Below are 22,209 nucleotides of genomic sequence, written 5' to 3' on the forward strand. Positions count from 1 at the left end.
CCACGGCAATGACCACGGGCACGACCACGGGAACGGGGACGGCCATGGCCACGGGCACGAGCACGGGCATGACCATGGGCACGCGAACGACCATGACCACGGCCACGACCACGGGCACAAGGATGCTCACATCTGGTTGTCGCCCGACAACGCGCGCAACATTGCCACGGGCCTGACCGAACATCTCGTGCGCTGGGACCCGGCCAATGCGGAGGCCCTCGAGCGCAACCGCGATACCCTGCTCGCAAGGATCGATGCGCTGGATGCGGAGCTGAGAGAGCAGCTTGCCCCGGTCCGGGACCGTCCGTTCATCGTCTTCCACGATGCTTACCAGTACTTCGAACGACATTATGGCCTGAACGCCGCGGGTTCAATCACCATCGATCCTGCCCGCAGTCCCGGCGCGCGCCGCATCCAGGAACTGAGGGATCGCCTCGATCAGGATGACGTCGCCTGTCTGTTCACCGAGCCCCAGTTCCGTCCCGCCCTCGCGCATACCCTCGTCGAGGGACACGACACCCGCCTGGGCGAGCTCGATCCATTGGGCAGCGACCTGCCGCCCGGCCCGGACGCCTGGTTCCAATTGATGCAGAACATGGCCGACAGCCTCACCGACTGCCTGGCTCCCGGGACCTCCTGACCCGCTCCGCCCACTTGGACAGCGGGAGCTTGCTCCCGCAGTCCGGCACAGGGGCCAACCCAGACTCCAAAGCGGCGGCAAGCCGCCGCACTCCATAGCCAGCTCCGCTCTCGCAGCAGCGAAGAGGGGCTGCAGGGCCGATCCCCAGCCCCAGCGTCCATTTGGAGTGCGGGAGCTTGCTCCCGCTTTTCGGTGGCTGGGACCGGTCGGGCAGCCCGAGCAGCGGCAAACCGCCACACTCCAAAGGCGCTTTGCACCGGATGGGCGTTCTTCCGCGGTACAAAGGGGCGCCTTTAGCCGTGAGTGCCTGTGCGCGCGTTCTCTGCTTCGGGCGCGTCACCGGTCTCGGTTTCTGGACGGAAGACCACGTCCAGGCGCTTGGCTGCGGCGACCTCGTTGAAGCGGCGGTTCGGCAGGCGGTGTGGCGCGCCCTTGATGGTATCGATATCCGTGCGCGACTCCTCCAGGATCGCCGCCATGGCCGCGACGAAGCCGTCCAGGGTCTCCTGGGACTCGGTTTCGGTGGGTTCGATCAGCAGGCACTCCGGAACCAGTAGCGGAAAATAGGTGGTCGGGGCGTGGTAGCCGTGATCCAGCAGGCGCTTGGCCACGTCCATCGCGGTCAGCCCCGTCTCCTTCGCCTGGCGCTTCAGGGTCACGATGAACTCGTGCGTCGCGCGCCGCTCCGGGAAGGCGAGGTCGAACCCGGTACGGCGCAGCTCGGCCAGCAGATAATTCGCGTTCAGCGTGGAGAACTCGGCCACCCGGGTCATGCCCTCGCGCCCGAGCATGCGCATGTACACATAAGCGCGCAGCAGCACGCCGGCGTTGCCCGCAAAAGCCGACAGCCGCCCGATGCTATGCGGATAGTCCGCCTCCGCGGCATGGCGATAGCCGCCCTCCCCGTCCCGCACCACCACGGGGACCGGCATGAACGGCAGCAGGCGTTTGCTCACCCCCACCGCCCCCGCGCCCGGACCGCCACCGCCATGGGGCGTGGAGAAGGTCTTGTGCAGGTTCATGTGGATCACGTCGAAGCCCATGTCGCCCGGACGCACCTTGCCGAGGATCGCGTTCAGGTTGGCTCCGTCGTAGTAGAGCAGTCCGCCGGCATCGTGGACGATGCCGGCGATCTCGCGGATATGCCGTTCGAAGACACCCAGCGTCGAGGGATTGGTCAGCATGATACCCGCGGTCTGCGGGCCTACCGCGGCCTTCAGGGCTTCCAGGTCCACGTCCCCGCTGGCGTCTGTGGGGATCTCGCGCACCTGGTACCCGCACATGATCGCCGTGGCCGGATTGGTCCCGTGCGCGGCGTCGGGCACGATGATCTCGCGACGCTGGTCGTCGCCCCGCGAACGGTGGTACGCGCGAATCATCGCGACGCCCGCGAACTCGCCCTGCGCGCCGGCCATCGGCGTCAGCGACACGCCGCTCATTCCCGTCACCTCCCGTAACATCTCCTGCAGCTCGAACATGGTCTGCAGGAAACCCTGGCTGTGCTCGGCCGGCGCCAGCGGATGCCGATCGAGGAACCCGGGCAGCATCGCCAGGCTGTTGCAGGCGCGGGGGTTGTATTTCATCGTGCAGGAGCCCAGCGGATAGAACTGGGTGTCGATGGAGAAATTCTTCTGCGAAAGGCGGGTGTAATGACGCACAACCTGCAGTTCCGAGACCGCCGGCAATCCCGGCGCCGAGCGTCGCCGCAGGGCGTCGGGGATACCGACCGGCCTGGTCTGAGGGCGCGGCGCCTGTGCCGCAGCCGAACGACCATTCCGGGAACGCTGGAAGATCAGGGTATCGTCGTGTGCAGTCATGGCGTTGTTCCTGGCAAAAATTCGAAAGGGGTCGTGGTGCTTCCACGGCGACCGGCGACCGCGGCAGGGTCCCGCGAGCCGGTCAACGCAACGCGGCAAATGCCGCGTCGTAATCCGGCTCGTGGCCGGTGTCCGGCACCAGTTCCGCGTGCAGGACCCTGTTCTCCGCGTCCAACACCACCACGGCGCGGGCGGTGATCCCTGCTGTGGGGCCGTCCTGGACCAGGACGCCATAGTCCTTGGCGAAATTGCGCGAACGCATCATCGACAGGGTCTGCACCCGGTCGATCCCCGCGGCACCGCAGAAGCGGCCCTGCGCAAATGGCAAGTCCGCGGAAATCACCAGCACCACCACGTCGTCGTGGTTGGCGACGAGCTGATCGAACTTGCGCGTCGAATCGGCGCAGACCCCGGTGTCCAGACTCGGCACGATCGACAGGATCTTGCTCTTGCCCGCGAAAGCTTCCAGGCCCACGTCCGAGAGGTCGTTTTTCGTGAGCCGGAAGTCGGGGGCGGTCGAGCCCACGGCCGGCAGTTCGCCATTGGTATGGATGGGAATGCCTTTCCGGGTGATTTCAGCCATCGCTGGTCTTCCTTTTTCTGAGGATGGGGGGACGATCCATTCGCTGCCGTCAGGCGGCCCTCGCCTGTTTCAGTGTATCCACGAAGCGGTCCAGATCCGCGTCGGTCTTGGTCTCGGTGGCACAGGCCAGCACGCAGTTGCGAAGATCCGGGTAGTCGGCATCCAGCAGGTGCCCGGCAAGCACCCCCTGGCCGGACATGCGCGCGACGGTATCGACAGCGCCAGTCCCGAAATCGAACACCATCTCGTGGAAGTGGTCGGCCTCGAAACGCGGCGTGATGCCGACCGCCGCGAGCCGCTCGCTGAGGGCCCGGGTGTTGCTCCAGCATGCCTCCGCCACCCGGGTCAGGCCCACGTCCCCGAGCAGGGCCATGTGGATGGTCGAGGCGGTGACGACCAGACCCTGGTTGGTGCAGATGTTCGACGTCGCCTTCGAGCGGCGGATATGCTGCTCCCGCGCCTGCAGGGTCAGCACGAACCCGGAGCGGCCGTCCGCGTCCTCGGTGCGCCCGACGATCCGCCCTGGCATCTGCCGGATGTGTTCCCTGCGGGTGGCCATGAAACCGTAGTACGGACCGCCGCTGGACAGTGGCGCGCCCAGTGGCTGGCCCTCGCCGACGACGACATCTGCACCCCGTTCGCCCCATTCGCCCGGCGGCTTCAGCAGCGCCAGCGATACCGGGTTCACCACCGCAACCACAGGCACGCCCCGGCCCTCGGCCCAGCGCGTGAGGCCGTCCACGTCCTCGAGGATGCCAAAGAAGTTTGGCTGGGAGATCACCAGCGCGGTGATGTCTTCCTGGTCGTAGGCCTTCAGACGCTCGGGGTCCACGGCGCCCCGGCGCGTATCCCACGGCAGCTCGACCAGCTCGATCCCCTGGTTGCCGACGATGCTGCGCACCACGTTGCGATAGGCCGGATGCAGGGCCCCCGGCACCAGAATCCGGTTGCTCTTGGAACGGCGGTTGATGCGCACCGCCATCAACACCGCCTCGGCCAGCGCGGATGCACCGTCGTACAGAGAGGCGTTGGAGACCTCCATGCCGGTGAGGCGGCTGATCATGGTCTGGTATTCGTAGATCAGCTGCAGCGTGCCCTGGGACGCCTCGGCCTGGTACGGCGTGTAGGCACTGTAAAACTCGCCGCGGGTGGCGATCTGCCAGACGGCGGCGGGAATGTGATGCTCGTAGGCACCTGCGCCGATGAAATTCAGTGGCGTCCCGTCGCGCGCTGCGCGCTCCTGCATCAACCGCGTCACCTCCATCTCCGGGGATCCCTCGGGAATGCCGGAGAGCGGCGGGGCGCGCAGATTATCGGGGATCTCGTCGAAGAGATCGTCGAGCGAACCCACGCCGATGCGCTGCAGCATGTCGTGGACGTCGTCTTCGGTATGCGGAATGAAGGGCATGGTTCGACTCTCGTTGCTTAGGTCGGGGAACTTCGGACTGCATCGCCGGGCAAGGAGGAACGCCGTTTCGTGCAGTGCGCTGCCGCCCGGAAAATCCAGGCGGCGCGGACCGCAACGCAGCCGCGTGGCGCGACCGGTTGCACTCAGGTCTCGCTTGCGACCATCGCGGCGTATTCCTCGGCATCCATCAGGGCGTCGAGTTCGCTTGCATCGGAGGGCCGGATCCGGAACAGCCAGCCCTGGTCGAAGGGTGACTCATTGACCTTCTCCGGGGCGTCAGCGAGGTCCTCGTTCGCCTCCGCGATCTCGCCGGAGACCGGTGCGTAAACATCGGAGGCCGCCTTGACGGACTCCACCGTCGCACAGGCCTCGCCGGCGGTGGCCTCGGTGCCGGCCTCGGGCGTCTCGACGAACACGAGATCCCCGAGCAGCGCCTGGGCGTGATCGGTGATGCCCACGGTCACCGACCCGTCGGCCTCCACGCGAACCCACTCGTGACTCTTGGTGTACTTGAGGTCCTGCCGTGTGTCAGTCATGTCCTGTTCCTTGTAGAGACTGGTTGCAAATTCAGTATTCGATGCGCACGCTCAATGGCACCGCGCACGCGAAGGATTCCTACTCCAACTGCGACTTCCCGCGACGCACGAACGGCGGCTTCACCACCCTCACCGGCATGGCCTTCCCACGCAGGTGGGCCGCCAACTCGCTCTGCGAGGATCCCGTCGGGATGCGCGCAAGTGCGATGGAAACGCCGAGCGTCGGCGAGAAGGTCCCCGACGTCACCACTCCGTCGCCGGCCTCGGTCTCGATCCGTGTACCACCCCGCAACACGCCTCGACCATCCAGCACCAGCCCGACCAGGCGCTGCGGCACGCCCTCGGCGCGCTGCCGCTCCAGCGCCGCACGCCCGATGAAGTCGCGATCCGCGGGTTCCCATGCCACGGTCCAGCCCAGGTTCGACACCAGGGGGGTGGTACTGGTATCCATGTCGGTGCCGTAGAGATTCATCCCTGCCTCGAGCCGAAGGGTATCCCGGGCGCCCAGGCCGATAGGATGGGTCCCTGCGCGCAGCAGTTGATCCCAGAACGCCTCCGCCTGTTCCGCCGGCAGCATGATCTCGAAGCCATCCTCGCCGGTATAGCCGGTGCGGGCGACCATCCAGCCGCCGTTCCATACCGCGGCGAAGGGGCGCAGTTCGCCCGCCGTACTCAGGCCATCGGCCAGGAGCGGAGCCACCTTCGCAACCGCCTCCGGGCCCTGAACGGCCAGCAGGGCCAACTCCGGGCGCGGCTCCACGGACACGTCGCGGCCACCGGTGGACGCTCGCATGTGGGCGATGTCCCCTTCCGCAGTGGCTGCATTCACCACCAGGCGGTAGCCCAGATCGCCCCTGAAATAGACGATCAGGTCATCGATCACCCCGCCTTCGGGGGTCAGCATGCAACTGTACAGGGCCCGACCGGAATTCTTCAGCTTGGCCACGTCATTGGCCAGCAGGTGGCGCAGGAAGCCGGGCGCATCGGGTCCCGCGATATCGACCACGCGCATGTGGGACACGTCGAAAACGCCCGCCGCCTCCCGCACCGCGCGATGTTCGTCGATCTGGGACCCGTAGTGCAGCGGCATCTCCCAGCCGGCGAAATCGACCAGCCGCGCACCGGCACGCTGGTGGGCGGTGTGCAGCGGTGTGGTCCTGAGTGTCATCCGGCATCCTCATCGTGTCGACGAAAAAAAGGGCGGCCAGCGGTACTGACCGCCGGCCGCCCCTCTGTCCTGAAACCTGAGAGTTTGCGTTGCAATCAACGCCCCCTTCGGTGGGCCGCAAGCGACCGCTCTCCAGAGCCTGCCTGTCGTCACCGACCCGGTCCGGGTGGCCTGAGCGATTCCGGGCGGATGTTGCGCCTTCGGCGGCCGTCCACGTTGGCGGGCGGCACTCTTCCAGGTCGGTGTGGCCACGGGCAGACCCGCGGCCGGCAGAAATCGCAGTCTAGCCCAATGCAGCGTCGATGCAAAAGTCCGCCAGCGGAAACCATGTGGCAATTACGCCGCATTGGTCGAAAGCCTTCACAGCTTCTTCGCTTAAGTGATTGAGACTGAGACTGCAGTCCAGCTTTTCCACAAAGCCTGTGGATAACTCTGTGGATGGCTTGTTGCCAACATCCCAGATGCGTTACCACCTTTGGGGTCTTGTCGGATTGGACAATTTTTCGCCACACGCAACAAGTTATTGTTTTTGTTGAATTGCAGCGTTCCCTAATGAATCCATGGTGGTACATACGGGCTCTCAGGCGTCGTACCCCCGGCCCCCGCCGAATCTGTGTACAACCTAACGTGAAAGAACCCGGCCCAGTTCTGTAGGTCGGGTTAGCGCAGCGTAACCCGACGTGCCGGGGACCACGCCGCTTTGCGATCATGGGTGGGTGCGAGCCCCGTCGGGTTACGCCCTTCGGGCTAACCCGACCTACGGTTTGCGCTGACCGGGCGTGGACGCGAACCGGTGACGCAGCCCTACCCCTGCGGTCCCAGGGCCCTTAGGGCGAAAAATCTCTTCAACGCGAGGGTCCGGTCCACCTGCGTGACACCCAGCGCCCGCGCAGAGGCGACCAGCGGCAGCGAGGAGCCGAACAGCCAGCGCAGGGCCTCCATGGAGCGCAGCATCGTCTCATTCTCCACGCGACGGCTGCGCGTATAGGCCGAAAGCGCAGCAGGGCTGGCAGGATCGCTGCCAGGACCCGCGGGCGAAAGCCTGAGCAGCTCACGAACGTCGGCCAGGCCAAGGTTCAGGCCCTGGCCCGCCAGCGGGTGAATCGTGTGCGCGGCATCCCCGACCAGTACCAGGCGCCCACGGCTATAGTCCTGCGCCTGTCGCCCGACCAACTCCCAGGCGGCGCGCGGAGATACCGATTCGATCTCTCCGAGGCGTCCCCCGAGCGCGTCCCGCAGCGCCGCTGCGAAGGACGCGTCGTCCAGCTCCAGGACATCTTCCGCGTCGAACTCGGGCTGGGACCAGACGATGGAACAGCGCCCGTCGGCCAGGGGTAGAAAGGCGAGGATCTGCTCCTGGTTGAAGCGCTGCCAGGCGGTGTCCTGGTGCGGAAAGCGCGTCGAGACGGTGGCAACGACACCCTTCGCGTGGTACGGATGCCGGCGGACCGGGATACCCGCGCGCGCGCGCAGAGGAGATTCGGCGCCGTCCGCGGCCACCAGCAGCCGGGCTCCCAGGACGCGCCGATCCTCCAGATGCAGGTCGATGCGATCCGGGCGCCAGTCGAGTGCGCGCCACCGGGTATCGGGGAGCAGCACCGCCTCCGTCGCCTCCAGTGCCTCCCACAGGGTCGCCTCCAGCGCCAGGTGCTCCACCGTCCAGCCTAGCGCCGGCACACCTAGCTCGTCGGCATCGAACGTCAGTTCGGCGCTGCTGTTGGCGTCCCAGACAGCCATGCGATAGAAGGCATGGCCACGCCGGCGCAGTACCGACTCGGCCACGCCCAGATGTTCCAACAGGGCCATCGACGCGGCATTCAGCGTCGCTACGCGGGTCACTGGCGCGGTGTCCGCAAACACGGGGCGCGGCTTGCGTTCCACCAGAGCCACGCGGTGCCCGGTCTGGGCCATCCCCAGCGCGACGGCGGCGCCGACCGCACCGCCACCAACGACCACGCAGTCGAACGGATCGGGAGACGCCTTCATGCGGTTCCCTCCTCGGTCTCGGCAGAGCCGTGCCTGCGCCCGGCGGCGGGCTCTGCCATCGCAGCGGGCACGGCGCGCAGACTGCGGCGCGGCAGCGGTTGCAGGCCCATCGCCCGTTCCGCCCAGAACCGACGCAACGGGTCGATGCGGTCGAGCAACAGCATTCCGCTGCCCAGCACATGCGGGGCCAACCCCTGGATTGCCAGCAGCCCGCGGGCCAGAAAATCGGTCGCACCCGCAATGCGGTCGATGTCCCCCGCACGCATCCCGGCGTAGTCGGCGAGTACCTCGGGTGCGCCGGGGTCGGCCGTGGTCAGCAGGCACCCGGCCAGCACCGCGACGTCGCGCAACGACAGGTTGAGGCCCTGCCCGGCGACCGGATGCAGGCCGTGGGCGACGTTCCCGGCAAGCACCAGCCGCGCGTCGTGGAGTCTCCGGGCCCGCACGAGTTCGAGGGGAAAGCGCGCCAACGGCCCCGCGGCGCGCAAACGGCCGAGACGCCAGCCGAAAACCGCCTGCAACTCGGCGACACGCTCGGCCTCGGCCAGCGCCGCACGAGCATCGCAGGCCTCGGGAGGCGCCACCCAGACCACGTTCATCCGTCCACCCGACTGGGGCAGCAGTGCCAGAGGCCCATCCGCGGTGAATCGCTCGAAGGCCCGGCCCTGATGCTGCCTCGACGGAAGGACGTCGAAGACCAGCGCATCGGCGTCGTAACGCCGGCGCAGCGCCTCGATACCGGCAGCCACGCGGGTCGCGGAATGGGCACCGTCGGCCGCGACCACGAGGCGCGCGGCGAACCGGTGCCGACCATCGGGACCGGCGACGACCACCTCCCGGCGTTCCGGCCCGGCGGCCTCCAGCAGGTCGAGCTGCGTTCTTTCGAGCACCTCCACACCGGCATCGTCAAGCGCACTGGCGAGCATGGCGTCGATCCGGGCCGCAGGAACGACCTGCCCCAGGGCCGGCACCCCCTGACTCGCCGCGTCCATCACGACGCTGCCGAAGCCGCCCGCCCGGCTTACGTGAATCTCCCGGATCGGCTCCGCATGCGCAGCCAACGGGGCCCAGTAGCCGATGTCCTGCAGCACCGTCACCGAACCCGCGGAAAGCGCGTAGCCGCGAGTATCGCCACTGCGTCCGGCGTTCGCTCCCCGTGCGCCACGCTCCGCGAGCACGACGTCCCAGCCGCCGCGGGCAAGGATGCAGGCCAGCAATCCGCCCACCGGCCCGGCGCCGATGATCAGGACGTCGCAGTTCCGGTTCCGCGCCACCATCAGGCGGCCCCGGCCCGAGCCGGGGCGTTGCCCGCCATGCAGTCCTCGATCTCGGCCACGGTTTTCGGGCAGTTCCCGGAGAGAATCTCGTGCCCGGCCCGGGTCAGGGCCACGTCGTCCTCGATGCGGATGCCGATGCCGCGAAACCGCTTCGATGCCTTCGCCTGGGGACCGAAATAAAGCCCGGGCTCCACCGTCATCACCATGCCCGGCTCCAGCAGCCGCCACGCGTCGCCGATGCGATAGTCACCGACATCGTGCACATCGAGGCCCAGCCAATGGCCGGTACGGTGCATGTAGTACGGCTTGTAGGCCTCCTTCCGGACCAGGTCCGCGGGCCTGCCCTTCAACACCCCCAGCGCCTTGAGACCGCGGGTGATGACACCCACCGCAGCATCGTGCGGATCGTTCCAGTGGTTGCCGGGCACCACTTTCGCGATCGCCGCGGCCTGTGCCTCGAGCACGACCTCGTAGACCTCCCGCTGAGCCGCCGAAAACCGTCCCGAGACCGGAAAGCTGCGGGTGATGTCCGAGGCATATCCCCCGTACTCGCAACCGGCGTCGATCAGCAGCAGATCCCCTTCGCGCAGCACGCTGCGATTCTCGATGTAATGCAGGATGCAGCCGTTCTCACCCCCGCCAACGATGGAGTGATAGGCCGGTTCCGTGCCGTGGCGCCGGAATTCGTGCAGCAGTTCGGCCTCGACCTCGTACTCGGCCATGCCCGGCCGACAGGCCTGCATCGCGCGCACGTGAGCGCCGGTGGAGATGGCCGCCGCGTGCCGCATCATGCGCAGCTCCCCTGGCTGCTTGAACAGGCGCTGCTCGTGAAGATGGTGTTCCAGCGCGACGAACTCGCAGGGCGCCCGAACGCCGGACCGGGCCTTGGCGCGGACCTGGTTCACCCAGCCGAACAGGCGCTGGTCCATGGCCTCGCTGTGACCGAAGGGTGCGCACAGCGTGTTCCGGTTTTCCATCAATCCGGGCAGGATCTCGCCGATGTCGCCGATGGGGAAGGCGCAATCGGCACCATAATCGCTGACGGCGCCATCGGGTCCGGCACGGCGTCCGTTCCACGTCTCCATGTCTGGGTCGCGGTCACGGCAGAACAGCACGTACTGTCCCGCCTCGCGCCCCGGGACCAGCACGGCGAACGCATCCGGCTCCGGAAAGCCGGTCAGATACAGGAAATCGCTGTCCTGCCGAAACGGGTATTCGACATCGCGGTTGCGCAGGCTTTCGGTCGCGGCGGGAATGACCGCAATCGCCTCCTTGCCCATGGCCTGCATCAGCCGGTGCCGGCGGCGCGCGAACTCCTTCAGGGTGATCTTAGGTGGTTTCATTGCAGCGGAATCGGGCTCCGTGGTTGGGCGGGTGCCAGTTCGTCGGCGAGCAGCATCACGCCGACGCGCACGTACTCGTTCAGTTCGGCCAGGGCCTGCTCATTGTCTTCATTGGCCTCTGGCTCCGCCTCGATGCGCGCAATCTCGGCAAAGTCGCGCAGGATCTCGGCGGCCTCCGGCGAGGGCTTCAGTCCGCCAAGGCGAGGGGTCTGGCCGAGGCCACCGAGGAAGCCGTCCACCCACTGTCCCAGCGTACGGGTGCGGAACTCCAGGTCTTCGCTGTCATCGGGCAACAGCGGCTCGAATCCGAGATCGGTGTCGTTCAGTGCGCGCAGCACCTGCAGCCGCAGGGCCTCGACGGCCTCACGCAAGACCGCATCATCATGGCCGGGCGGCGGATGGCGTTCTCCCAGCGCCTGTACAAGCCGGGCACCCGACAGGCTGGGATCCGCCACCAGGCAGCCTGAGAGCAGACCGTGCGCAGCAGGCGCCGAACAGGACAGGCCCGCGGCATCGAGGGTGCGCCCAAGTGCATCGAGGCCGGGAGCCCCTCGTGAAGTCATCAGAATGCCTCCAGCCGGGCTTCGTAGGGAAACAGCAGCATGCGGTAGATCCGGTCGCCGAACTGCATGTGCGTGAACTCGGGCTCGCCGAGCCTGATCGCGTTGCTCCCCTTCGCGGACATCGCGCGCAGCCCGAAGTGACGTTCCGAGATCAGGTCCGCCAGCAGCTGCTCGAGTTCCGCGCGGTCGATGGTTCCGGTGTTGTCGACGATACGGCAGGGCTTGCCGTTGTGCGCGGTGGATTCGATGATCGTGGCGCCGGGACTGGGCGGAGGAGTGTTCGTCATCGCAGGATTACCTCGAGAGCCTCATTCGTGCAAAGGGCATTCGTGCAAAGGGCATTGTGGCGGCGGGGCCTGAACCCCGCAACCGCTCAGTCGAAGGACAGCCGGGGGCCCGGATCGTGCGATTCCGTTGCGTAAGCAAGCCGGCTCGTTGTCCCAGAGCGGTGGCAGCCCGGGCCAAACGCCAGCACCGAATACCCGGCTACCAGTTGACGCTCGGATAGTGCCACTCCTAGACTCGGAACCATTATCTTCTCTCACGCCACAGAGCCAGGGAACCTGACAAGCCATGGAAACCGCCAAGCCCGCCGAGGTGGATGCCGCCGCTGATCGCCTGGAGACGGCCGTCGCGCGGCTCCTGCAGCGCTGTGCCGCCCTGCACGAGGAGAATCATCTGCTGCATGAGCAACTTCGACAACTGCGGACCGAGCGCGCCACCGTCAAGGAACGCACCGAGCAGGCCCGGCACCGGGTCGAAGGCATGATCTCCCGGCTGCGCACCATGGAGCACCCCGAATGAGCCCTCCCGCAGAGCCCGTCCGCGTCAATATCCTCGGCAAGGAATACCAGGTCGCCTGCCCCCCCGAGGAACGCGCCGACCTCTATGCCTCCGCCAATCTGCTGGATGAGCGCATGCGCAGCGTCCGCGACGGTGGACGCGTTGTCGGTGCGGACAGGATCGCGGTGATGGTGGCGCTGAACCTTGCGCACGAGATGCTCGTCTGCAGTCGGAACCTGGAGCGCCTGCAGGTCCGCACGCCGGAACGCCTGAGCGCCCTGGCCGATGCGGTGGAAAAAAAATTGCGGGAAACTGCACGTGACGGCACGAATGGCCCATAATTGCAGTTCGGGCGTGTGTCTGCGCCGTGCGTGAGTGGCTGGGTGGTACCCTTGAGCCTAATTGTTAGCCACGGGAATCGAGAACTTTCGGGTGGTTGAGCATGTCCGCCCCGTGCGGAAAGCCTGTAAACCTGAAGCCTCGTCCCACCTGAACCGCTGGTTCAAGGTCGAAGGCCACCACGGCGCGCGCGGTGCACGCCCCCTCTTTTGATGCCTCAAACGATTCCGACTGTCCCGACCGAGGCGCCCCTGGTCCTGCGGCTGCGCCTGCGTCGACAGCGGGCGAGCCTCTCCGACACGGCGATCGCGGACCATTCCGCAGCCATCTCGGCCCATGCCCGGCGTTGCCTCCGACTGCTGCGCCCACGCACCCTCGCCGGCTATTTCGGCATCCGCGGGGAAATCGACATCCTGCCGCTCCTGGAACAGCAATCGGCCCGAGGGCTCCGCATCGCGATGCCAGTACTGGAGCCGCACCGGCCGGGCCGCATGCATTTCCGCTCCTGGCACCCCGGCGAGCCGCTATGCAACAACGCGTTCGGTATCCCTGAGCCCTGCTACGACGCGCCGCGCATCTGGCGCCGCGAACTCGACATCGTGTTTCTGCCCCTGGTCGCCTTCGACAGTGCCGGATACCGTCTGGGGATGGGTGGCGGCTACTACGACCGTTACTTCGCCCGGCGGCGCTTCGGTTCCCATCGCCCCCGGCTGATCGGCGTCGCCCATGGCTTTCAGCAGGTGCCACGCCTTGAGCCGCAGCCCTGGGACGTGCCGCTGGACGGGGTCATCACCGAGGCCGGGTGGACCCGATTCCGCCGGCGCCAGGGTGAGCGAGCGGGTTGACAAGCACCAGGGGGAATGCTGGCATCCGCCACAGAATCCTGCGAGGAACCCCGATGGCCTATTGGTTGATGAAGTCCGAACCCGATGTCTTCGGCATCGACGATCTGGAGCGGGTCGGCGTGGAGCCGTGGGAGGGGGTGCGCAACTACCAGGCGCGCAACATGATGCGCGACGCGATGAAGGAGGGCGACCTCGCCTTCTTTTACCACTCGAACACCAAGGTGCCCGGTATCGTCGGCGTGCTGCGGATCCAGCGGGAGGGTTACCCCGACGACGCCGCCTTCGACCCGGAGCACACGTATTACGATCCGAAGAGCGACCCCGACAACCCCCGCTGGTACCGCGTCGATGTCGCCTTCGAGGACCGCTTCGACGAGGTCATCCCGCTGTCGTGGCTGAAGGAGCAGCCCGAACTGGCCGATTGCCCTCTGGTGCGCAAGGGCAACCGGCTGTCGATCCTGCCCATCACGGACCAGCAGTGGCATTTCATCATGAAGCAGGCCCGGAACACGTCCTGATGCAACCGGCTGGCGGCAACGCGATCGATCTCGCGGGACCGCCGACGCACTTCACACCGCGGCCGCCAGCGCCTGATCCAGGTCCTCGATGATGTCGTCGATGTGCTCGATGCCCACGGACAGGCGGACCATGTCTTCGCGAACGCCGGCGCGCTCCAGCTCGGCGGGGGCCAGCTGCCGGTGCGTGGTTGTCGCCGGGTGACAGGCCAGGCTCTTGGCATCGCCTATATTCACCAGCCGGGTCACCAGTTGCAGCGCGTCGATGAAACGGCCGCCCGCCTCACGCCCCCCTAGCGGACTGTCGATGCCGAAGCTGAGGATGCCCGCGGCCCGGCCGCCCAGGTAGCGCTGCACCAGGCCATGATCGGCATGGCTTGGCAGACCGGCATAGGCGACCCAGTTCACGGCGGGATGCAGCTGGAGATACTGGGCCACCGCAAGGGCATTCTCGCAGTGTCGCTCCATGCGTAATGCCAGTGTTTCGATCCCCTGCAGGATCAGGAAACTGTTGAAGGGCGAGATCGCCGCGCCCATGTTGCGCAGCGGCACCACGCGCGCGCGGCCGATGTAGGCGGCCGGACCGAAGGCGTCGGTATAGGTCACCCCATGATACGACGGATCGGGCTGGGTCAACCCGGTGAACCGTTCCGCGTGCTCCATCCAGGGGAACCGTCCGGAGTCCACCAGGACACCGCCAATCGTGGTGCCATGCCCGCCCATGTACTTGGTCAGGGAATGCACCACGATGTCGGCGCCGTGCTCGAAGGGCCGGCAGAGATACGGCGACGGCACGGTGTTGTCGACCATCAGCGGCACGCCGTGGGAATGGGCGAGTTCCGCCAGCGCCCCCAGGTCAGCCACGTTGCCCGCAGGATTGCCGATCGACTCGCAGAAGACCGCCCGGGTGCCTTCATCCATCAGGTCCCGCATGGCTTCGATGTCGCCTGGCGGCGCGAACCGGACCTCGATTCCATACCGGGGGAGCGTGTGAGCGAACAGATTGTAGGTCCCGCCGTAGAGCGTGCTGGTGGTCACGACGTTGTGTCCGGATTCGGCCAGGGTCATCAGCCCGGCCGTGATCGCGGCCATGCCTGATGCGAAGGCCAGTCCCCCGACACCGCCCTCGAGCGCAGCCACCCGCTGCTCGAGGACATCCGTGGTCGGATTCATGATCCGGGTGTAGATGTTCCCAGGAACCTTCAGGTCGAACAGGTCGGCACCGTGCTGCGTGTCGTCGAAGGCGTAGGAGGTGGTCTGGTAGATCGGGACCGCGACGGCCCGAGTGGTTGGGTCCGGCTGAAACCCGGCGTGAATCGCCTGCGTCTCGAATTTCATGCATTCCTCCTGGTTGTCGGTGGCGGCGCCGGGCCGGCGGCAGGTTCTGACGCCCGCCTGACCATGGGATGCCCATCCCGCTCGCCGGCCCAGAATACTTCACCTGCACGCGAAGGGAACAGACTATTGCCCTGTCACCCGGCGGCGAAGTGTGCGCGATGAACGCAAGAAGTTCCCTCAAATTGTGGGATTTCGAAAAAAAGTCTTGATCCGGATCAACCCAAGAGACGATTCTTCGCCTACACTCCGCAATGCGGGGCAGGACGTCCGGCTGAACCGGCTGTGCCGATCTTTTCACCGATGGGGGATCTCCATGGAAACAACTGCAGATACACACGACATAAAAGCAGCAGCGCAAGAGACTTACGATTACAAGGTAGTTCGGCAATTCACGATCATGACGATCGTCTGGGGCATCGTTGGAATGCTCGTCGGCGTCATCATCGCCGCGCAGCTGGTCTGGCCCGCCCTGAACACCAACCTCGAGTGGTTCACCTTCGGGCGCCTGCGTCCGCTCCACACCAACGCGGTGATCTTCGCCTTCGGCGGCTCCGCGCTCTTCGCCACCTCGTACTACATCGTTCAGCGCACCTGCCAGGCGCGTCTTTTCGGCGGTCCGCTGGTGGGCTTCACCTTCTGGGGCTGGCAGATCGTCATCGTGCTGGCCGCCGTCACACTGCCCCTGGGCATGACCATGGGCAAGGAATACGCCGAACTCGAATGGCCCATCGCCATCCTGATCGCCCTCGTCTGGGTCGCCTACGCCGTCGTGTTCTTCGGCACCATCCTGAAGCGCAAGGTCAAGCACATCTACGTGGCGAACTGGTTCTTCGGAGCCTTCATCATCGTCATCGCGGTACTGCACATCGTCAACAACATGTCGATGCCGGTGACCCTGTTCAAGTCCTACTCCGCCTATCCGGGCACCATGGACGCGATGATCCAGTGGTGGTACGGGCACAACGCGGTGGGCTTCTTCCTTACGGCCGCCTTCCTGGGAATGATGTACTACTTCGTCCCGAAGCAGGCCGGCCGCCCGATCTACTCCTACCGCCTGTCGGTGGTTCACTTCTGGGCGCTGGTCTCGCTGTACATGTGGGCGGGTCCGCACCACCTCCACTACACCGCCCTGCCCGACTGGGTGCAGTCTCTCGGAATGGTCTTCTCGCTGATCCTGCTGGCCCCTTCCTGGGGTGGCATGATCAACGGCATCATGACCCTGTCCGGTGCCTGGCATAAGCTGCGCACCGATCCGATCCTGCGCTTCCTGATCGTCGCGCTCTCGTTCTACGGCCTGGCGACGTTCGAAGGCCCGATGATGTCGATCAAGACGGTCAACGCGCTGTCGCACTACACCGACTGGACCATCGGTCACGTCCATGGCGGTGCGCTGGGCTGGGTCGCAATGATCACCATCGGCTCGCTGTACGCGCTGATCCCCGCGCTTTGGGGCAAGGAGAAGATGTATTCGATCAAGGCGATCGAGTGGCACTTCTGGCTCTCGACCATCGGTACCGTGATGTACATCGTGTCCATGTGGATCGCCGGCGTCATGCAGGGCCTGATGTGGCGCGCAGTGAACGAGGACGGAACCCTGACCTACAACTTCGTGGAGAGCCTGGTACAGATGTATCCGTACTACTTCCTTCGCTTCGTGGGTGGTTTCGTGTTCTTCCTGGGCATGTTCATCATGGCCTGGAACGTCTGGAAGACGATCGCCGGCACCAAGCCCGTCACGCACGCCGTGCCGCAGACCGCACATTGATCCGGGGGAGATGAAACCATGAGTCATGAAGTCGTCGAGAAAAACATAGGCCTGATGGTGGTGCTCATCGTCCTGGTCATCAGTGTGGCGGGGCTGGTGCAGATCGTGCCGCTGTTCTTCCTGACCAGCACGACGCAGCCCATCGAAGGAATGGAGCCTCGTTCGGCACTGGAACTGGAAGGGCGTGATATCTACATCCGGGAAGGCTGTTACACCTGCCACTCCCAGATGATCCGGCCGTTCCGTGCCGAGACCGAGCGCTACGGTCACTATTCCGTGGCCGGCGAGTCGGTCTGGGATCACCCCTTCCAGTGGGGCTCCAAGCGCACGGGTCCGGACCTGGCCCGGGTGGGAGGCCGGTACAGCGATGACTGGCATCGCCTGCACCTGATCGATCCGCGGGCGGTGGTGCCGGAGTCCAACATGCCGGCCTATGCCTTCCTGGAACGCCGCGAGATCAACGCGGACCTCACGCCCCGCAAGATGCGTGCGCTGCAGCGACTGGGGGTTCCCTATACCGACGAGCAGATCGAGGCATCCGCCGATGAGGTCAGGGGTATGACCGAAATGGACGCGATGATCGCCTATCTGCAGGGATTGGGTACCGACCTTGCGCATTGGAGATAGGAAATGAGCTTCGGACTGATACATGGCCTCCTGACGATACTGCTGGTCATTCTCTTCGGCGGAATCGTCTGGTGGGCCTTCAGTAGCAGACAGAAAGAGCGCTTTGACGAAGCCGCCAACCTTCCCTTTGCGGAAGACGATGACCAGTCGGCCCCCAAGCGGTCGCAGAAAGGAGACAAGCAATGAATGAGCATGACATGAGCGCCTTCTGGCATTGGTGGGTCGTGATCCTGACGCTCGCCAACATCGCCGGAATCTACTGGCTGATCCGCTGGACCAGCAAGAAACGGCCCGGCGAGGCCGCCGAGGGGGCGGAAACCGGGCACAGCTGGGATGGCCTGACGGAGTTCAACAATCCGTTGCCCCGCTGGTGGCTGTGGATGTTCTACATCACCATCGTCTTTGCCCTGGTCTACCTGGTGCTGTACCCCGGTCTGGGACGCTTCGCGGGCTTGCTCGGCTGGCATTCGGGCAACATGCTGGGTGTCGAGGACAGCCAGTACCAGCGGGAGATGCAACGGGCCGAGGAACGTTACCAGCCGATCTTCGCGGCGATGGCCGACCAGGACATCTCGTCGCTGGCACGGGACGCCGACGCAGTGACGACAGGCCGCAGGCTGTATCTCAACTACTGCTCGACCTGCCACGGTTCGGACGCCGGCGGCGCCCGCGGATTCCCGAGCCTGGTCAACGGCGTATGGCAATGGGGTGGAACCCCGGACGCCATCAGGACCAGCATCGCGCAGGGGCGCGAGGCCAACATGCCCGGCTTCGGCGATTCGCTGGGTGAAGAGGGCGTGGAGCAGGTTGCGCATTACGTGTTGCAGATGTCCGGCCGCGACGATGCGGACAGCGCTCTGGCGGAGGAGGGGCAGCAGAGGTACAACATGTTCTGCGCTGGCTGCCACGGTGCCGACGGCGCCGGCATGGCGATGCTGGGCGCACCCTCGCTCACCGAAAATGTCTGGATCTATGGTGGCTCGCTCGCTGCCATCAAGGAGACGATCGAGCAGGGACGTGCTGGCGTGATGCCCGGCTTCCAGGAATTGCTCGGTGAAGAGCGGGTGCACGTACTCTCTGCCTACGTCTATAGCCTAGATCCCCAGTAACATTTAGGAGCGTTTGCCAGGGCGGGCTACACTTCACGTAGCCCGCCTTTTTTTTGCCCCCCAAATCCCGAGCACAGTCATGTCTGAATCCCAGTCCCGCAAGAAGAAGGCCCAGGTGGCTCCCGCAGAAGGCCTGGAAACGGAAATCTATGCCAAGCACCAGAAGATCTATCCACGCGAGGTCCACGGCCTCTTCGCCAGGCTTCGCGTCACCGCGATGCTCGTCTTGCTGGGAATCTATTACGGCCTGCCCTGGGTACAATGGGAGGGCCGGCAGGCAGTTCTGTTCGACCTTCCCGAACGCAAGTTCCATGTCTTCGGCCTGACCTTCTGGCCCCAGGACTTCTTCCTGCTCGCGGTGCTGCTCGTGATCGCCGCGCTGACTCTGTTCTTCTTCACGGCATTGGCCGGACGACTCTGGTGCGGCTACGCCTGTCCGCAGACGGTCTGGACCGACGCCTTCCTGCGCATGGAGCGCTGGTTCGAGGGTGACCGTCCCAAGCAGATGAAGCTCGACAAAGCGCCCTGGACGGGAGAAAAGATCCTGCGCAAGACGGGCAAGCACACGGCATGGGCGGTGTTCGCGCTCTTTACCGGACTCACCTTCGTCGGCTATTTCAGCCCGATCGCCGACCTCATCCCCCGCTTTTTCACCCTCGACACGGGCGCTTGGGAAACCTTCTGGGTTCTGTTCTATGCCTTCGCGACCTGGGGCAACGCCGGGTTCATGCGCGAGCAGGTCTGCATCTACATGTGCCCCTATGCACGCTTCCAGAGTGCGATGTTCGACAAGGACACGCTGATCATCTCCTACGATGAGGAGCGCGGCGAGCCGCGCGGCCCGCGCAAGCGCGGAACCGACATCAAGGCCAGGGGGCTTGGCGACTGCATCGACTGCACGCTCTGTGTACAGGTCTGCCCGACGGGCATCGACATCCGCGACGGCCTGCAATACCAGTGCATCGGCTGCTCGGCGTGTGTGGACGTCTGTGACGAGGTGATGGACAAGATGGGCTACCCGCGGGGCCTCGTGCGCTACACCACCGAAAACGCGATGGCCGGCAAGCCGGCGAAGGTCCTGCGCCCGCGCGTGCTGCTGTACGGCGCCCTGTTGCTCGTCTTGATGGCCGGCTTCGTTTACGGTGTATCGGCTCGAAGCCCGGTGGGCATCGACGTGATCCGTGACCGGAACGTCCTGTACCGCGAGCTCCCCGACGGCCAGGTCGAAAACGTCTATACCCTGAAGCTGACCAACCGCCACACCGACGCGCGCCACTTCGAAATCAGCATCTCCGGGCTCGAGGGCGCGCAGCTCGCTTGGCAGCAAGGCGACTACGTCGAGGTTCCGGCCGGACGCGTGACCGAATTCCCCATCAGCGTGCGCATGGACCCCTACCACTTGACCGGCGCGAGCAGCGAGGTCATCTTCCACGCTCAGGTCGTGGACCAGCCGGAACTGAGCAATGAGCGTTCGAGCCGTTTCGTCGGCCCGCTGCGCTGAGTAACCAACGCCAAGAGGATCTGACAGGCATGCGCTATCCCCGCGAAGACACCGTACCCTGGTACAAGCAGTTCTGGCCCTGGTTCGTCATTACGCCACCTTTCGTCGGTATCATGCTCGGCGTGCTCCTGGTCACAGCCGCAACCCACGATCCCGATGGCATGGTGGTGGGCGATTACTCCAAGGAAGGACGCGGCATCAACCAGAGCATCGCGCGGGCGCAGTTCGCCTTCAGCCTCGGCCTTTCCGCCGAAGTGCAGATCGAAGGCGAGAGGGTGTGGCTCGACCTCAGAAGCAGCGTGCCCGTGCCCCAGCAGACCATGAAGCTCGTCTTCATGCACCCGACGCGCGATCAGTTCGATCAGGAACTGCCCCTGTCCTACGATGTGGGGCGCCAGCTCTACTATGCTGATATCGAGGAACTCGGGGTGGCGCTGTGGCGTGTGCACCTCGAACCCGAGGACGGGAGTTGGCGGCTGCGCGGCCGCATGGACGACTTCGATGACCTTGCGATCCTGATGGAACCGAGCGCCTGATTCGAGCGGGAGCGGCACCCGGGCCCGTGCCCCGGTGCCGCACTCCCATGGACTCGCCCGGCGCAATGTGTCCAGATGCCAGTCGAACGGATGCCCCAATGCAAGCCAACCCGATCTTCGATGCCGACCTGATCCGCCGCTACGACAAGGCAGGACCACGCTACACGTCCTACCCCACCGCAGTCCAGTTCCACGGCGGCTTTGACGAAGACCAGTATCGGCAACAGGCGGCGCTCAGCAACGCCCGAGGTGGCCCGCTTTCGCTCTATTTCCACATTCCGTTCTGTGACACGGTCTGTTTCTACTGCGCCTGCAACAAGGTCGTCACCAAGATCCGCGCGAAGGCCCAGCCCTACCTGGACGACGTCTACCGCGAGATGGCGCTGCAATCCGCGCTCTTCGATCGCGACCGGCCGGTCGAGCAGCTGCACTGGGGCGGAGGCACGCCCACCTTCCTCAGTGTCGAGCAGATGCGCGAGCTGATGGCGCGCACCGGCGAGCATTTCCAGCTGAAGACCGATGACACCGGCGAATATTCGATCGAGATCGACCCCCGCGAGGCGGACGCCCGCACGGTGGCCGTCCTGCGGGAACTCGGCTTCAACCGGATGAGCCTCGGGGTGCAGGACTTCGACCCCAAGGTCCAGAAGGCGGTCAACCGTATCCAGTCCGAGGCGGAGACCCTGGCCGTGCTGCAGGCCGCGCGTGACGAAGGCTTCCACGGGATCAGCATCGACCTGATCTACGGCCTGCCGTTCCAGACCGTCGACAGTTTCCTGCGCACGCTGGATCGCGTGATCGAGGCCAGCCCCGATCGCCTTTCGGTCTTCAACTACGCCCACCTTCCCACCCGTTTCATGCCGCAACGGCGCATCAAGGACGAGGAACTGCCGACTCCGGCGGCCAAGCTGTCGATCCTCGAGTCGACGATTCATCACCTGACCAGCGCCGGTTATGTGCTGATTGGCATGGACCACTTCGCGAAGCCCGACGATCCCCTGGCCCGTGCACAGCGCGAGGGCAGCCTGTACCGGAATTTCCAGGGCTATGCGACGCATGCCGAGTGCGACCTGGTCGCGATGGGCGTGTCGTCCATCGGACAGGTCGGCGATGCCTTCAGCCAGAACGTGAAGGATCTGGAGACCTACCACGCCATGCTGGCCGAGGGTCGCCTGCCGATCGAACGCGGCTTCGTCGTCAATGACGACGACAAGCTGCGCCGGGCGGTCATCACCGATCTGATCTGCCATTTCGAACTGGATGGCGATGCCATCGGCGAGCGCTTCGGTGTCGATTTCGGCGATTACTTCGCGACCGAGCTGGAAAACCTGGAGCCCTTCATCGACGATGGCCTGCTGACGCTGGAGGGCAGCCGGATCCGCGTCCTGCCCGTCGGCCGCCTGATGATCCGCAACATCTGCATGACCTTCGACCGCTACCTCGACACCAGCGGCGAGCGGCGCTTCTCGCGTACCCTGTAGCGGTGGAGGCCAGCCCTCTGGCCGATCGGTGCGCTCCGTACGCCGAATC

23 protein-coding genes, 1 other RNA gene and 2 riboswitches are annotated in these 22,209 nt (G+C 65.5%); of the genes, 13 read left to right on the forward strand and 11 right to left on the reverse strand.

The annotated features are described in order from the left end of the window. The coding region (locus EA346_RS13780) for a zinc ABC transporter substrate-binding protein (protein ID WP_296759568.1) at positions 1-640 on the forward strand (640 nt) is incomplete at its 5' end. 293 nt (positions 641-933) lie between these two features. Here EA346_RS13780 and gcvPB read toward each other — a convergent pair. The 10 genes from gcvPB to EA346_RS13830 all read right to left on the reverse strand — a co-directional run bounded on the left by gcvPB (position 934) and on the right by EA346_RS13830 (position 11,608). Beyond that, a complete protein-coding gene (gene gcvPB, locus EA346_RS13785) occupies positions 934-2,457 on the reverse strand; it encodes an aminomethyl-transferring glycine dehydrogenase subunit GcvPB (RefSeq protein ID WP_296759570.1) in 1,524 nt (507 codons plus the stop codon). 82 nt (positions 2,458-2,539) lie between these two features. Continuing rightward, positions 2,540-3,040: a thiol peroxidase gene (gene tpx, locus EA346_RS13790; protein WP_296759572.1), complete on the reverse strand. Its 501-nt coding sequence runs from the start codon at positions 3,038-3,040 to the stop codon at positions 2,540-2,542. Positions 3,041-3,089: 49 nt separating this feature from the next. After that, complete coding sequence (gene gcvPA, locus EA346_RS13795; RefSeq protein WP_296759574.1) at positions 3,090-4,448, reverse strand: aminomethyl-transferring glycine dehydrogenase subunit GcvPA; 1,359 nt, start codon at positions 4,446-4,448, stop codon at positions 3,090-3,092. Positions 4,449-4,591: 143 nt separating this feature from the next. Further along, complete coding sequence (gene gcvH, locus EA346_RS13800; RefSeq protein ID WP_296759576.1) at positions 4,592-4,984, reverse strand: glycine cleavage system protein GcvH; 393 nt, start codon at positions 4,982-4,984, stop codon at positions 4,592-4,594. A gap of 79 nt (positions 4,985-5,063) precedes the next feature. Continuing rightward, on the reverse strand, positions 5,064-6,152 hold the full coding sequence (gcvT, locus tag EA346_RS13805) for a glycine cleavage system aminomethyltransferase GcvT (RefSeq protein WP_296759578.1): 1,089 nt from the start codon (positions 6,150-6,152) through the stop codon (positions 5,064-5,066). A 54-nt stretch (positions 6,153-6,206) separates the two neighbouring features. Further along, positions 6,207-6,298, reverse strand: a riboswitch (glycine riboswitch). Positions 6,299-6,300: 2 nt separating this feature from the next. Further along, positions 6,301-6,399: riboswitch (glycine riboswitch) on the reverse strand. A 557-nt stretch (positions 6,400-6,956) separates the two neighbouring features. Further along, complete coding sequence (locus EA346_RS13810; RefSeq protein WP_296759579.1) at positions 6,957-8,138, reverse strand: FAD-dependent monooxygenase; 1,182 nt, start codon at positions 8,136-8,138, stop codon at positions 6,957-6,959. Further along, on the reverse strand, positions 8,135-9,415 hold the full coding sequence (locus tag EA346_RS13815) for an FAD-dependent monooxygenase (RefSeq protein ID WP_296759581.1): 1,281 nt from the start codon (positions 9,413-9,415) through the stop codon (positions 8,135-8,137). Before EA346_RS13815 ends, EA346_RS13810 begins: the two co-directional genes overlap by 4 nt. After that, on the reverse strand, positions 9,415-10,758 hold the full coding sequence (gene pepP, locus EA346_RS13820; protein ID WP_296759583.1) for a Xaa-Pro aminopeptidase: 1,344 nt from the start codon (positions 10,756-10,758) through the stop codon (positions 9,415-9,417). The genes EA346_RS13815 and pepP overlap by 1 nt, the downstream gene beginning before the upstream one ends. Then, a complete protein-coding gene (locus EA346_RS13825) occupies positions 10,755-11,321 on the reverse strand; it encodes a UPF0149 family protein (protein ID WP_296759584.1) in 567 nt (188 codons plus the stop codon). Before EA346_RS13825 ends, pepP begins: the two co-directional genes overlap by 4 nt. Further along, positions 11,321-11,608: a hypothetical protein gene (locus EA346_RS13830; RefSeq protein ID WP_296759585.1), complete on the reverse strand. Its 288-nt coding sequence runs from the start codon at positions 11,606-11,608 to the stop codon at positions 11,321-11,323. Before EA346_RS13830 ends, EA346_RS13825 begins: the two co-directional genes overlap by 1 nt. A 286-nt stretch (positions 11,609-11,894) precedes the next feature. Here EA346_RS13830 and EA346_RS13835 point away from each other — a divergent pair, with 286 nt between their 5' ends. From EA346_RS13835 to EA346_RS13855, 5 genes are all read left to right on the forward strand, one after another. After that, positions 11,895-12,125, forward strand: a complete 231-nt coding sequence (locus EA346_RS13835) for a TIGR02449 family protein (protein WP_296759587.1) — start codon at positions 11,895-11,897, stop codon at positions 12,123-12,125. Further along, positions 12,122-12,445 (forward strand): cell division protein ZapA, encoded by a 324-nt coding sequence (locus EA346_RS13840; protein WP_296759588.1) that lies wholly within the window; start codon positions 12,122-12,124, stop codon positions 12,443-12,445. The genes EA346_RS13835 and EA346_RS13840 overlap by 4 nt, the downstream gene beginning before the upstream one ends. Before the next feature lie 14 nt (positions 12,446-12,459). Continuing rightward, positions 12,460-12,644, forward strand: a non-coding RNA gene (gene ssrS, locus EA346_RS13845) — 6S RNA. Positions 12,645-12,655: 11 nt separating this feature from the next. Beyond that, entirely contained in the window at positions 12,656-13,288 is a 633-nt protein-coding gene (locus EA346_RS13850; RefSeq protein WP_296759589.1) for a 5-formyltetrahydrofolate cyclo-ligase, read from the forward strand. A gap of 53 nt (positions 13,289-13,341) precedes the next feature. Then, entirely contained in the window at positions 13,342-13,806 is a 465-nt protein-coding gene (locus tag EA346_RS13855; RefSeq protein ID WP_296759591.1) for an EVE domain-containing protein, read from the forward strand. 51 nt (positions 13,807-13,857) lie between these two features. Here the strand turns inward: EA346_RS13855 and EA346_RS13860 are convergent, their stop codons facing one another. Then, complete coding sequence (locus tag EA346_RS13860; protein ID WP_296759592.1) at positions 13,858-15,141, reverse strand: aminotransferase class I/II-fold pyridoxal phosphate-dependent enzyme; 1,284 nt, start codon at positions 15,139-15,141, stop codon at positions 13,858-13,860. 313 nt (positions 15,142-15,454) lie between these two features. Here EA346_RS13860 and ccoN point away from each other — a divergent pair, with 313 nt between their 5' ends. The 7 genes from ccoN (at position 15,455) to hemN (ending at position 22,160) form a co-directional block, all read left to right on the forward strand. Then, positions 15,455-16,906, forward strand: coding sequence for a cytochrome-c oxidase, cbb3-type subunit I (ccoN, locus tag EA346_RS13865; RefSeq protein ID WP_296759594.1), 1,452 nt, complete (start codon positions 15,455-15,457; stop codon positions 16,904-16,906). A gap of 18 nt (positions 16,907-16,924) precedes the next feature. Next, entirely contained in the window at positions 16,925-17,533 is a 609-nt protein-coding gene (gene ccoO / locus EA346_RS13870; protein ID WP_296759596.1) for a cytochrome-c oxidase, cbb3-type subunit II, read from the forward strand. 3 nt (positions 17,534-17,536) lie between these two features. Continuing rightward, complete coding sequence (locus EA346_RS13875) at positions 17,537-17,719, forward strand: cbb3-type cytochrome c oxidase subunit 3 (protein ID WP_296759598.1); 183 nt, start codon at positions 17,537-17,539, stop codon at positions 17,717-17,719. Continuing rightward, positions 17,716-18,642 carry a cytochrome-c oxidase, cbb3-type subunit III gene (gene ccoP / locus EA346_RS13880; protein WP_296759600.1) on the forward strand — a complete coding sequence of 309 codons (927 nt, stop codon included), beginning with the start codon at positions 17,716-17,718 and terminating at the stop codon, positions 18,640-18,642. Before EA346_RS13875 ends, ccoP begins: the two co-directional genes overlap by 4 nt. Before the next feature lie 79 nt (positions 18,643-18,721). After that, the gene (gene ccoG, locus EA346_RS13885) at positions 18,722-20,143 is read left to right on the forward strand and encodes a cytochrome c oxidase accessory protein CcoG (RefSeq protein ID WP_296759601.1); all 1,422 of its coding nucleotides are present in this window, start codon (positions 18,722-18,724) and stop codon (positions 20,141-20,143) included. Positions 20,144-20,172: 29 nt separating this feature from the next. Continuing rightward, entirely contained in the window at positions 20,173-20,679 is a 507-nt protein-coding gene (locus EA346_RS13890; protein WP_296759603.1) for a FixH family protein, read from the forward strand. A gap of 98 nt (positions 20,680-20,777) precedes the next feature. Then, positions 20,778-22,160 (forward strand): oxygen-independent coproporphyrinogen III oxidase, encoded by a 1,383-nt coding sequence (hemN, locus tag EA346_RS13895; RefSeq protein ID WP_296759604.1) that lies wholly within the window; start codon positions 20,778-20,780, stop codon positions 22,158-22,160. Positions 22,161-22,209: the final 49 nt, after the last annotated feature.

This window comes from Thioalkalivibrio sp. (assembly GCF_007692535.1).
GTDB lineage: Bacteria > Pseudomonadota > Gammaproteobacteria > Ectothiorhodospirales > Ectothiorhodospiraceae > Thioalkalivibrio.